This is a genomic window from Streptomyces viridifaciens, assembly GCF_001888885.2.
In the GTDB taxonomy this organism is placed as follows: domain Bacteria; phylum Actinomycetota; class Actinomycetes; order Streptomycetales; family Streptomycetaceae; genus Kitasatospora; species Kitasatospora aureofaciens.
On sequence record NZ_CP090841.1, the window covers coordinates 2,343,322 to 2,355,410 of the forward strand.

Here is a 12,089-nt window from a genome sequence, read left to right on the forward strand (position 1 = left end):
GGCTACTGCAGCGGGCCGGTCAGCCCTGCAGGGCGACCGTGAAGTGCTCCAGCTCGGCGGCCAGCTCGGCCGGCACCTTGGCGTGCAGCAGGGTGCCCTCACCGGTGTGCTCGGTGGCGAGCAGCTCGCCCTCCTTGTGCACCCGGGAGACCAGCGCGCCCTGGGTGTAGGGCACCAGGGCCCGCACCTCGACGGCCGGACGCGGCAGCTCGTCGTCGATGAGCTTCAGCAGCTCCTCGATGCCCGCGCCGCTGCGGGCCGACACCACGATGGCGTGCGGCTCGCGGCGCAGCAGGCGCTGCAGCACGTGCGGGTCGGCGGCGTCCGCCTTGTTGATCACCACGATCTCGGGGACGTTCTGCGCGTCGACCGAGACGATGACCTCGCGGACGGCGGCCAGCTGCGTCTCCGGCTCGGGGTGCGAGCCGTCCACCACGTGCAGGATGAGGTCCGCGTCGGCGACCTCCTCCATGGTCGAGCGGAAGGCCTCGACCAGGTGGTGCGGCAGGTGCCGGACGAAGCCGACGGTGTCGGCCAGGGTGTACAGCCGCCCGCTCGGGGTCTGGGCCCGGCGCACGGTCGGGTCCAGGGTGGCGAACAGCGCGTTCTCCACCAGCACGCCCGCGCCGGTGAGCCGGTTGAGCAGGGAGGACTTGCCGGCGTTGGTGTACCCGGCGATGGCCACGGACGGCACCTGGTGGCGCTTGCGCTCCTGGCGCTTGGTGTCGCGGCCCTTCTTCATGTCGGCGATCTCCTTGCGGAGCTTCGCCATCTTCTCGCGGATCCGGCGCCGGTCGGTCTCGATCTTGGTCTCACCGGGACCGCGGGTGGCCATGCCGCCGCCCGAGGAGCCGGAGCCACCGCCACCCATCTGCCGGGAGAGCGACTGACCCCAGCCGCGCAGGCGCGGGAGCATGTACTGCATCTGCGCGAGCGAGACCTGCGCCTTGCCCTCCCGGGACTTGGCGTGCTGGGCGAAGATGTCCAGGATCAGGGCCGTCCGGTCGACGACCTTGACCTTGACCACGTCCTCCAGGTGGATCAGCTGGCCGGGGGTGAGCTCACCGTCGCAGACCACGGTGTCGGCGCCGCTGGAGGCGACGATGTCACGCAGCTCCTGCGCCTTGCCGGAGCCGATGTAGGTGGCCGCGTCGGGCTTGTCGCGGCGCTGGATGACGCCGTCCAGGACCTCGGAGCCGGCCGTCTCGGCGAGCGCGGCGAGCTCGGCCATCGAGTTCTCCGCCTCCTCCAGGGTGCCGTCGGTCCAGACGCCGACGAGCACCACACGCTCCAGACGGAGCTGGCGGTACTCGACTTCGGTGATGTCTTCGAGTTCGGTGGAGAGGCCGGCGACCCGGCGCAGGGCTGCGCGCTCGCTGCGGTCGTACTGGTCGCCGTCGTAGTTGTGGCCGAGGTCCTCGTCGATGGCCGCGAGGTCCTCGTCCATGAGGGCTTCCGCCCGCAGACCGTCGAGGCGGCGCGGGGCGTCGGCGTGGTCGCGGGTGTCGAACGTGGAGGTCATTCTGTCCTTTGGTCGCTGGAATGCTGCGGCGGAGGCCCTTGAGTCCCGCCAGAGCCCCTGTGCTCTGGGAACGCCGTGGACCGGCCGTGAATTCCCCATGATGGTCCCATGTCCGGCCCGGGGCGGTCACCCCCATTTCCGCCGGAGTGCCGGGTCTGGGTTCCCTCGGGGGCGTGCGGACGGCTGACGTCGTACACCCCGGAGACCCTGAGCATCGCCCGCATCAGGGCGGGCAGGGCGCCCGGCTCGGGCAGCTCCACGGTGTAGGTGTGCCGGACCCGCAGTTCCTGCGGCGGCTCGACCTCGGCGGAGACGATGCCGACGCCCTCGGCGGAGATCGCCGCGGTGAGGTCGGCGAGCAGCCGGGGCCGGTTCAGCGCCTCGGCCCGCAGGGTGGCCCGCAGCAGGACCGCCCGGTGGCCGGCCGCGGGGGCGTCCTCGGGCTGCCAGCGGACCTCCAGCTCGGCGCGCCCGTCCGCGCGCAGCCGCTGTCCGGCGGGACAGCCGGTGCGGTGCACGGCCACCGCGCCGCCGCGGATCGGGTAGCCGGCCACCTCGTCCGGGGGGACGGGTGTGCAGCAACGGGCCAGCCGCACCGTCGCCCCGGGCCGGCCGGCCACCGCGACCGGGGCGGAGCGGCGCTCGCCCGCCGGGTGGGCGGGCGGGGCGGGCTGACCGCCGGCCGGGCCGGTGCGCACCACCGGCAGCCGGGCCGGGTGGTCGGCGAGCCAGCGCTCGATGGCCAGCCGGGCGGCGGGGGTGCGGGCGTGCGCCAGCCACTCCGGCGACGGCCCCGAGGGTTCGGCGCCGCGCTGGCCGCTCCCGGCCGGGGGGCCCTCGGTGAGCACGGCGAGCACGTCCCCGTCCTGGAGCACGGTGGACAGCGCGGTCAGCCGGCCGTTGACCCGGGCGCCGATACATCGGTGACCGGTCTCCTCGCCGAGCAGGTAGGCGGCGTCCACACAGCTGGCCCCGGCCCTGAGCTGAAGCGTTTCACCGCTCTCCGTCACCACGGTGATCTCCCGGTCGCCCGCCAGGTCGGCGGTGAGCGCGGACCAGAAGGCATCCGGGTCGGGGGTCTCCTGCTGCCACTCCAGCAGCCGGCTGAGCCAGCCCGGCCGGGCCGGGTCGGTGCGGTCCAGCTCGTCCGCGTCCTGGGCGGCGCCGGTCCGCGACGGGTCGCCGAGCGCGACCACCCCGGTCTCGGCCACCTCGTGCATCCGGCGGGTCCGGACCAGCACCTCCACCACCTCGCCGTCCAGCGCCACGGCGGTGTGCAGCGACTGGTAGAGGTTGAACTTGGGGGCGGCGACAAAGTCCTTGAACTCCCCGGGCAGCGGCGTCCAGCAGGTGTGCAGCTCGCCGAGCACGGCGTAGCAGTCGGCGTTCTCCTCGACCACCACCAGCAGCCGCCCGAAGTCGGCCGGCTGCGGCCGCTGCGGCTGCCCGTCCGGCCCGGGCGCGGCGGCCCGCTTGACCAGCACCCGGTGCAGCGAGACGCAGTGCCGGGGCCGTACCGTCACCTCGGCGGCGACCCCGGCCTCGGCCAGCTGGCGGGCCAGTCGGCGGGCGAACGGCTCCAGCAGGGCGTCCGGCTCGGCCTCGTGAGCGGCCATCAGTGCGCGGGTGCGGGCGTGCTCCTCGGGGTGCAGGGTGGCGAAGACGATGTCCTCCAGCTCCGCCTTGAGCACCTGGATGCCGAGCCGCTCGGCCAGCGGGATCAGCACGTCCCTGGTGACCTTGGCGATCCGCACCTGGCTGGCCGGCTTCATGTGCCGGATGGTGCGCATGTTGTGCAGCCGGTCGGCGAGCTTGATCACCATCACCCGGACGTCGTCCCCGGTGGCGACCAGCATCTTGCGGAAGGTCTCGGCCTCGGCGGCGGCGCCGAAGTCGACCTTCTCCAGCTTCGTCACCCCGTCGACCAGGTAGGCGACTTCGGGCCCGAACCCGGCGCCCACCTGGTCCAGCGTCAACTCGGTGTCCTCGACCGTGTCGTGGAGCAGCGAGGCGACCAAGGTGGTCGTCCCCGCGCCGAGTTGGGCCAGGATCATGGTGACGGCCAGCGGGTGGGTGATGTACGGCTCGCCGCTCTTGCGCTTCTGGCCGCGGTGGCTGGCCTCGGCCAGCCGGTACGCCCGGGCCAGCAGGGCGAGGTCCGCCTGCGGATGGTGTCGGCGGTGCACCCGGACCAGCGGTTCCAGGGCGTCCGGCACGGGCGGGCGCCCGGTGGCCAGTAAGGCGGCCCGCCCGGCCCGGCCGAGGGCGGCCCGGCCCAGCTCTCCGAGGGGCCTCCTGGCCCCGGCCTGCCGTACGCTCGTCGGCTGCCCCGCGAGAGGGGGCTGCCCGGCTTCGATGGTCATCGGCACCTCCGGCAACGTCGCCGGGCGCTGCCCCTCCCCGTGGGGTGATCGACCCGGTGGTCCATGCTACCGAGCAGAGCACGTTCCGCGACGCAGTGATTCCCGTCCGCGAGCGGTATCACCCGATCGGGGGGATTCGTCACCGCGCGAAATGGGCAAACCGGGCCGTCAGCCCCGCGTCAGGGACCCCCACCAGCGCTCGTCGAGCCGCCCCTCGGCCACGATCACCGCCGGTCCGGTCATCTCCACCCGGCCGTCCGGATGCTCGGTGATGACCAGGCGGCCGCCCAGCACGTCCACGGTGTACGAGACCGCCTCGCCGGTGACGGCCGGGTCCGCGCCGTCCCTGCGGATGGCCGCCACCGCGACGGCACAGGCGCCGGTGCCGCAGGAGCGGGTCTCGCCCGAGCCACGCTCGTGCACCCGCATCGCGACGTGCCGCGGGCCGCGGTCCACCACGAACTCGACGTTGACGCCCTCCGGGTACGCCCCCTCGGGGCTGGTGAGCGGCGCGGTGAAGAGGTCCCCGGCGTGGTCCAGGCTCTCCACGAAGGCCACCGCGTGCGGGTTGCCCATGTTGACGTTCAGCGCGGGCCAGCGCCGCTCGCCGACCGCGACCTCGATGCCGTCCGGTCCGGGCAGCCGGGCGCGGCCCATGCCGACGGTGACCTCGCCGGGCGTGCCGTCCTCGGCGTCCTCGGCGACCTTCGCGGTGAGCACCCCGGAGCGGGTGGCGATCGCCAGTTCCCCGGGCTTCGCCAGACCGGCCTCGACCAGGAAGCGGGCGAAGACCCGCAGGCCGTTGCCGCACATCTCGGCGATGCTGCCGTCGGAGTTGCGGTAGTCCATGAACCACTCGGCCCGGTCGGCCAGGTCCGCGGCGGCCGGGTCGGCGGCCGCGCGCACCACGCGCAGCAGCCCGTCGCCGCCGATGCCGGCCCGCCGGTCGCACAGCGCGGCGACGGTCTCCGGGCCGATCTCCAGCACGCCGTCCGGGTCCGGCACGATCACGAAGTCGTTCTGGGTGCCGTGCCCCTTGAAGAAGGGGAGACCGGCCCGCTGGGAGGAGGACTGCTGAGGAGAGGATGCGCTCACCCCTCCGATGGTACTGATGCCCGCCCGCCCGGCCTGGGGCGGGAAGGTGCCCACGGCCGGCTCAGCGCAGGTAGGCGACCCGCCAGACCGCGAGCGCACAGGCGGCCAGCGCGATCAGGGTGTACACCGCGATGGCCTTCCAGCCGGCCCGCTGCCCGGATCCCCGGCGCGGCAGCCCCGGCCACTTGTAGCCGGCGTGCCGGGCGGCCATCGCGCCCCAGCCGAACGAGGCGGCGGTGAACAGCAGCCCGAGCATCCCGATCATGGTGGCCCGCGCCCCGGCCGAGCCGAAGGCGAGCGGGAAGGCGAACATCAGCGAGCCGAGGGTGCCGAGCAGGGCGATCGGCAGGGTCTGCCACCAGCGGAGCCGGCGCAGCGGCCGGATCTCCCGCTCGTGCACGGCGGCGTCCGGCGGGGTGCGGGTGTCCAGCGCGGGCACCGCGGAGGCGTAGGAGGTCGGTGCCCCCAGGCCGGTCAGCACAGGGAGGTCGCCCATCGTCGACTCGTCGAACTCCTCGGCCGGTGCGGTGACGCTCCCGCTCTGGCCGGGTTCGGGGCCGGTACCCGTCGACACACGGCCTCCCCTGACAGATCGACACGAGCGGACTCGCGGCCGGGCACGGTCGACCCGCGCGGGCCGACCCTTATGGCATCGATGATGGCATGTCCAGAGGGGACGTTCGGGGCCTGACCGGGGTCCTCGGGTGATCCGTGGCCATCACGTGATCGGGCCGTGACCCCCGGTGCGCTCTGCACGGTCGCCTGCGCGCGCAGGTGCACCGCCGAATTGGCCGGAACAGGTCCTATGCGGCCGGAACTCCCTGACGTCCGATCAGTTCGAGGGAGCGCTCCAGCAACTCGACCGGGTCGGTGCCGGCCGGACGGGAGAGCCAGTGGATGCGGTCGTCCCGGCGGAACCAGGACTCCTGGCGGCGGGCGAAGCGCTTGGTGGCCCGGACGGTCTCGGCCCGTGCCTCGTCCTCGGTGCACTCGCCGGCGAAGTGGTCGAGCACCTGCTGGTAGCCGAGCGCCCGCGAGGCGGTCCGGCCCTCCCGCAGTCCGACCTTCTCCAGCTCGCGCACCTCGTCCAGCAGCCCGGCCTCCCACATCCGGTCGACCCGCAGGGTGATCCGCTCGTCCAGTTCGGGGCGCGGGACGGCGACGCCGATCTGCACCGCCTCGTACACCGCGGTGTTGCTCGGCAGGTTGGCGGTGAAGGGCTGCCCGGTGATCTCGATGACCTCCAGGGCGCGGACTATCCGCCGCCCGTTGCTCGTCAGGATCGCCTCGGCGGCCGCCGGGTCCAGCTCGGCCAGCCGCCGGTGCAGCGCGTACGGGCCGGCCTGCTCCAGCTCGGCCTCCAGCCGGGCGCGCACCTCGGGGACGGTACCGGGGAACTCCATCTCGTCGATCGCGGCCCGGACGTACAGTCCGGAGCCGCCGACCAGGACGGGGGTGCGCCCGGCGGCGAGCAGCCGGTCGATCTCGGCCCGGGCCAGCCGCTGGTACTCGGCGACGCTGGCGGCCTCGGTGACCTCCCAGACGTCCATCAGGTGGTGCGGCACTCCCCCGCGCTCGTCCAGGGTCAGCTTCGCGGTGCCGATGTCCATGCCCCGGTACAGCTGCATCGAGTCGGTGTTGATCACCTCGCCACCGAGGCTGCGGGCGATGGCGACGGCCAGATCGGACTTTCCGGCGGCGGTCGCGCCGACGATGCTGATCACACGGGAGCTGCTCACCGCTCCAGTCTCGCAAACCGCCGGGCCGCCCGGGACCGGCTGCCGCTCGCCCCCGACTGCGCGAGAACGTGACCGTTCCCCGGACCGTCTCCGGCCGTTTCCACGGCCGACCGCCCTTTTGCGAACGCTTTACCCTTCCGGCGCGTTGTGCAGGAGACAGGGAACGAAGGAGATCGCCATGGGTCTGATGGACAACCTCAAGGGCAAGGCCGAGGAGCTCAAGGAGAAGGCCGGCGAGCTCGCGGGCAGGCACAGCGACCAGATCGAGCAGATCGTGGACAGGGCCGGGGGCGCGATCGACAAGGCCACCAAGGGCAAGTACAGCGAAAGGATCGAGCACGGCGCCGGCCGGGCCAAGGACGCGGTCGAGGACTTCGCCCACAAGCCGAAGCCGGGCGGCGAGCAGGGTCGGGCCCCGCAGCCGCCGCAGGCCCCGCGGCCGTAACCGGTCAGGACCAGGACGCCACGAAGTACCCGACGCCGTACGGGGCGTCCTGGTAGCCCAGCCGCGCGGTGAGGCCGGCGCCCTCGGCGGCGCCGGCCAGCACCTGCCAGGGCGCCCGGCCCTCGGCCTTGAGCTCGGCGGCCAGCGCTGGGTCGACGGCGGCGAGGGCGGGCAGGTCGGCGGAGCCCAGGGCGGCGGCCAGCGAGGTGTCGAAGCCCTCGGCCCGCTCGTCCAGGTAGCCGGGCGCCTTCAGCGAACGGCAGGCGCTGCCGTCGCCGAGGACCAGCAGGGCGACCCGGTCGGCGAGGCCGGCCAGGCCCTGGCCGAGGCCGAGCATCCGGTCGGCGGGGGCGTCGGCGGGCACGGCGCAGGCGTGCGTCGGCAGGGTCACCCCGGCGCGCTCCAGCAGCCAGGCGCCGACGGTCAGCGAGGGCGCCAGCTCCGGCCCCTCGACCCGCCCCCCGGGCAGCTTGGCGATCAGCGGCACCCCGTAGCGGTGGAAGGACCCGGCCCCGCCCTCGGTCCAGACCTCGGCCTCCGGCCCGGCGCCGACCGCCACGACCAGCTGCGGCTCGGCCGCGACCAGCGCCGCCAGCGCCTCGTCGCAGGCGGCGCGCAGCGCGTCCAGCTCGGGCGCGGCCCCGGCGGCGACCTCGGGGACGAGCAGCGGCGGACAGGGACACACGGCGGCGGCTACCAGCATGCCGATCACTCTAAGGCGTGTCCCCCGGATCCCCGCTGCGGGGAGACACGGCCTTCCACGAGAACGGCCCTCCACGACAACAGCCGTCCACGACAACGGCCCGGCGGGAGCACCAACGCTCCCGCCGGGCCGCCGTCACGGCACGGGCGTCAGTCGCCGCAGCAGGCGCCGCCCGCCGGGGCGGCCAGCGGCAGCTCGGCCGGGGCGCCGATCTTCGGCAGGCCGAGCATCACGCCGGCCGGCTTGCCGGCGGGCTCGGCCTGGCGCTTCTCCCAGGCGTCGCCGGCCCGAGTGCGGCGCACGGCGAGGGCCGGGCCCTCGGCCAGCAGGTGGTGCGGGGCGGCGTAGGTGATCTCGACGGTCACCATGTCGCCCGGCCGCACCGGCTCCTCCGGCTTCGTGAAGTGCACGAGCCGGTTGTCGGGCGCGCGCCCGGACAGCCGCTGGGTCCGGTCGTCCTTCTTGCCCTCGCCCTCGGCGACCAGGACCTCCAGGGTGCGGCCGACCTGCTTCTTGTTCTCGTCCCAGGAGATCTCCTCCTGGAGCGCGATCAGCCGGTCGTAGCGGGCCTGGACGACCTCCTTCGGCACCTGGTCCTCCATCTCCGCGGCGGGGGTGCCGGGGCGCTTGGAGTACTGGAAGGTGAAGGCGTTGGTGAAGCGGGCCTCGCGGACGACGTGCATCGTCTCCTCGAAGTCCTCCTCGGTCTCGCCGGGGAAGCCCACGATGATGTCGGTGGAGATGGCCGCGTCCGGCATCGCCTCGCGCACCTTGCGGATGATCCCGAGGAAACGCTCCTGCCGGTAGGAGCGGCGCATCGCCTTGAGGACGCGGTCCGAGCCGGACTGCAGCGGCATGTGCAGCTGGTGCATCACGCTCGGGGTCTCGGCCATCGCGGCGATCACGTCGTCGGTGAAGTCGCGCGGGTGCGGCGAGGTGAAGCGGATCCGCTCCAGGCCCTCGATCTGCCCGGCGGCGCGCAGCAGCTTGGAGAAGGCCTCGCGGTCGCCCAGGTCGGAGCCGTAGGCGTTGACGTTCTGGCCGAGCAGGGTCACCTCGATGACGCCCTCGTCCACCAGCGCCTCGATCTCGGCGAGGACGTCGCCGGGCCGGCGGTCCTCCTCCTTGCCGCGCAGCGCGGGGACGATGCAGAAGGTGCAGGTGTTGTTGCAGCCGACCGAGATGGCGACCCAGGCCGCGTACGCGGACTCGCGGCGGGTGGGCAGCGTGGAGGGGAAGGTCTCCAGCGACTCCAGGATCTCGACCTGGGCCCTGCGCTCGACGGCGGCCCGCTCCAGCAGTGCCGGCAGGTGGCCGATGTTGTGGGTGCCGAAGACCACGTCGACCCAGGGGGCGCGCTTGACGATGGTCTCGCGGTCCTTCTGGGCCAGGCAGCCGCCGACGGCGATCTGCATGCCCTGGTGGCGGCTCTTGGCCGGCGCGAGCTGTCCGAGGTTGCCGTACAGCTTGTTGTCGGCGTTCTCGCGCACCGCACAGGTGTTGAACACGACCAGGTCGGGGTCGCCGTCCGGCCCGGCCTTGACGTACCCGGCGTCCTCCAGCAGCCCGGACAGCCGCTCGGAGTCGTGGACGTTCATCTGACAGCCGTGCGTGACGACCTTGTAGCTCTTCAATCCGCTCTCACCGCTCACCAGACCAGGGTACGGGCAGCGGCACACCGGTTTTTCCGGACCTTCGCCGAGCTTTCCGCCGCCCGTTCCCCTCCCGTTCGGCCGGAGCGCCTGGCAGTATCCCTGCATGACCCCCACCGATCCGTCACTTCTCGGCGCCGCCGTCCGCCGCGCGGCCCGCAGCCCGTTGTGGCGGACGGTGCTGGTGCTGGTGCTGCTGGTCGCCGGCCTGGGCGGCTGGTGGCTGTCGGCGGGCCGCTCGCCCGGGTACCCGCGCGGGGAGACCCGCTTCGCGACCGGCGTCCCGCGCGGGGTCTACGACCGGTACGGGCAGCTGCTGCAGGCCCACGTCTCGCAGACCATGCCGGGGGTGCGGCTGGCCCTGGACAGCACCGACGGCTCGGTGGAGAACCTGTCCAGGGTGGTCACCGGCCAGGACACCTTCGCCATCGCCACCGCCGACGCGGTCGCCGCCTACCAGGGCGCGGGCAAGGACCGGCTGCGGGCGATCGCCCGACTGTACGACGACTACCTGCAGCTGATCGTCCCGGCCGGCTCCCCGGTGCACCGCACCGCCGACCTCAAGGGCCTGCGGGTCGGTGTCGGGCTGCCGCAGTCCGGGGTGAACCTGGTGACCAGGCGGCTGCTGACCGCGGCCGGGCTGGACCCCGACCACGACATCACCGCGGTCCCGGCGGGCGTCAGCGACGGCTCGGACGAGCTGCGCGAGGGCAAGCTGGACGCCTTCTTCTGGTCCGGCGGCCTGCCGACCAGCGCGCTCACCGACCTCTCCGACCGCTTCCGGATCCGGATCGTCCCGCTGGCCGACCTGTCCGAGGCGCTGCACAAGACGGAGGGCGACGGCGTCGACGCCTACCGGGCGGCCACCATGCCCAAGGGCACCTACCCGAACGCCGAACCCAAGGACGCGGTCGCCACCATGGCCGTGCCCAACCTGCTGGTCACCCGGGACGACGCGGACCCGGGCCTGGTGGAGGGCATGACCCGGGCGGTGATAGACAGCCGGGACCAGATCGGCGCCCAGGTGCACGCCGCCCAGCTGGTCGACCTGCGCACCGCCGTCTACACCGACCCGCTCCCGCTGCACGAGGGCGCGGCGCGCTACTACCGGTCCGTAAAACCCTAGGAACCGCTACGGCCGTTCCGGCCGCGGCACCGCCAGGGTCACCGCGAGCCCGGTCGGCTTCACCGGGGCGAAGCCGAGCGTGCCGCCGCCGGCCGCCAGCAGGGTGCGGGCGATGGACAGGCCCAGTCCGGAGCCGTCCACGTTCTGGTGTCGCGGGCTGCGCCAGAACCGGTCCCCGGCCCGGGACAGCTCGTCCTCGGTGAGCCCCGGCCCGGCGTCGCTGACGGTCACCGCGACCTCGTCCCGGCGCACCGCGACCCGCAGCCGCACCTCGCTGCCGGACGGGCTGAACTTGAGCGCGTTGTCCAGGACGGCGTCCAGCGCGGAGCCGAAGCCGATCGGGTCCGCCATGCCGATCGCCAGCGCCGGGCCGTCCCAGCGCAGGACGATCCCGCGCCGCTCGGCCACCGGCCGCCAGCCGTCCACCCGGGCGAGGGTCAGCTGGGCGAGGTCGGTCTGCTCGGGCTCGGGGCGGGCGTGCTCGGCGGTGGCCAGCCCCAGCAGGTCGTCCAGCACCCGGGCCAGCCGGGAGCCCTCCTCACGGACGCCGCCGAGCTCCTCCTCGTGGCCCTCGGGCAGTTCCAGGCCGAGCACCTCGACCCGCAGCAGCAGGGCCGAGAGCGGGTTGCGCAGCTGGTGCGAGGCGTCCGCGACGAAGGCCTTCTGCTGGTCCATGGCGTGCACCACGTGGTCCGCCATCTCGTTGAACGAGCGGGCCAGTCGCTGGAGTTCGGGCGGTCCGCCGCCGGGGGCGACCCGGGCGGCCATCCGGCCGGTGGCTATGTCGTGGGTGGCCCTGTCCAGGGTGCGCACCGGGCGCAGCACCCACTCGGTGAGCCGTACGGCCAGCAGTACGGCGACGGCCATCGCGGCCGCCTCGCCGCCGGCGAGCACCAGCCACTTGTGCAGCACCCGGGCCCGTAGCGCGCCGGTCGGGGACTCGCTCAGCACCACCGCGACCACGTCGCCATCCCGCACCACCGGGGCGGCGACGGTGATCGTCCGGTCCTCGGTCCACGGCCAGACCTGCGGCGGGTTGTGGCTGCGCCGCCCGTCCAGCGCCTCCTGGAAGGCCTGGGCGCCCCAGCCGACGGCGGGCACCCGCCAGTCGCGCGGCGCGACCGCGATCGGCGCGCCGTCGCGCTGGAAGATGCCCAGGCGCACGCCGTACAGGTCGAAGTAGCGCTGGACCTCGGCCTCGATCGCGTGCCGCCGACTGAGGTCGCCGGGGGCGGGCTCCGGGTCGGCCTTGAGCGCGGAGTCCAGGGCGGCGGCGCCCGAGGTGGGCAGGTCCTGGGCGAAGCGGGCGGCGTCGTCGAGCCGGTCGACCACCACCCGGCTCTGCTCGGCCGCCGCGAACGCCGCCGCGAGCGGCAGCCCCAGGGCGGCCAGGACGCAGAGCATGAGGGCGATCAGGATGCCGAGCAGGCGGGTGCGCACGTGC

General features: G+C 74.0%; 10 protein-coding genes. 2 read left to right on the forward strand and 8 right to left on the reverse strand.

Features of this window, described 5'->3' with window-relative positions; all coding sequences use genetic code 11:
• Positions 1–19 precede the first annotated feature (19 nt).
• The 5 genes from hflX to miaA all read right to left on the reverse strand — a co-directional run bounded on the left by hflX (position 20) and on the right by miaA (position 6,719).
• Complete coding sequence (gene hflX, locus BOQ63_RS17575) at positions 20–1,522, reverse strand: GTPase HflX (RefSeq protein ID WP_030285326.1); 1,503 nt, start codon at positions 1,520–1,522, stop codon at positions 20–22.
• The gene (locus BOQ63_RS17580) at positions 1,519–3,885 is read right to left on the reverse strand and encodes a RelA/SpoT family protein (protein WP_078867383.1); all 2,367 of its coding nucleotides are present in this window, start codon (positions 3,883–3,885) and stop codon (positions 1,519–1,521) included. Before BOQ63_RS17580 ends, hflX begins: the two co-directional genes overlap by 4 nt.
• A 168-nt stretch (positions 3,886–4,053) precedes the next feature.
• Positions 4,054–4,980, reverse strand: a complete 927-nt coding sequence (gene dapF, locus BOQ63_RS17585; protein ID WP_046386351.1) for a diaminopimelate epimerase — start codon at positions 4,978–4,980, stop codon at positions 4,054–4,056.
• 61 nt (positions 4,981–5,041) lie between these two features.
• Entirely contained in the window at positions 5,042–5,554 is a 513-nt protein-coding gene (locus BOQ63_RS17590; protein ID WP_072654607.1) for a DUF1129 domain-containing protein, read from the reverse strand.
• A gap of 229 nt (positions 5,555–5,783) precedes the next feature.
• Positions 5,784–6,719 carry a tRNA (adenosine(37)-N6)-dimethylallyltransferase MiaA gene (miaA, locus tag BOQ63_RS17595; protein ID WP_072654608.1) on the reverse strand — a complete coding sequence of 312 codons (936 nt, stop codon included), beginning with the start codon at positions 6,717–6,719 and terminating at the stop codon, positions 5,784–5,786.
• 178 nt (positions 6,720–6,897) lie between these two features.
• Between miaA and BOQ63_RS17600 the strand changes: the two genes are divergently transcribed.
• The gene (locus BOQ63_RS17600) at positions 6,898–7,164 is read left to right on the forward strand and encodes an antitoxin (protein ID WP_030285315.1); all 267 of its coding nucleotides are present in this window, start codon (positions 6,898–6,900) and stop codon (positions 7,162–7,164) included.
• Between the two features lie 4 nt (positions 7,165–7,168).
• Here the strand turns inward: BOQ63_RS17600 and BOQ63_RS17605 are convergent, their stop codons facing one another.
• A complete protein-coding gene (locus tag BOQ63_RS17605; protein WP_030285313.1) occupies positions 7,169–7,867 on the reverse strand; it encodes a class III extradiol dioxygenase subunit B-like domain-containing protein in 699 nt (232 codons plus the stop codon).
• Between the two features lie 149 nt (positions 7,868–8,016).
• Positions 8,017–9,519: a tRNA (N6-isopentenyl adenosine(37)-C2)-methylthiotransferase MiaB gene (gene miaB / locus BOQ63_RS17610; protein ID WP_223885963.1), complete on the reverse strand. Its 1,503-nt coding sequence runs from the start codon at positions 9,517–9,519 to the stop codon at positions 8,017–8,019.
• A 106-nt stretch (positions 9,520–9,625) separates the two neighbouring features.
• Between miaB and BOQ63_RS17615 the strand changes: the two genes are divergently transcribed.
• Positions 9,626–10,645, forward strand: a complete 1,020-nt coding sequence (locus BOQ63_RS17615; protein WP_030285308.1) for a TAXI family TRAP transporter solute-binding subunit — start codon at positions 9,626–9,628, stop codon at positions 10,643–10,645.
• A gap of 6 nt (positions 10,646–10,651) precedes the next feature.
• Here the strand turns inward: BOQ63_RS17615 and BOQ63_RS17620 are convergent, their stop codons facing one another.
• Complete coding sequence (locus BOQ63_RS17620; protein WP_030285306.1) at positions 10,652–12,085, reverse strand: sensor histidine kinase; 1,434 nt, start codon at positions 12,083–12,085, stop codon at positions 10,652–10,654.
• Between the last annotated feature and the right edge of the window lie 4 nt (positions 12,086–12,089).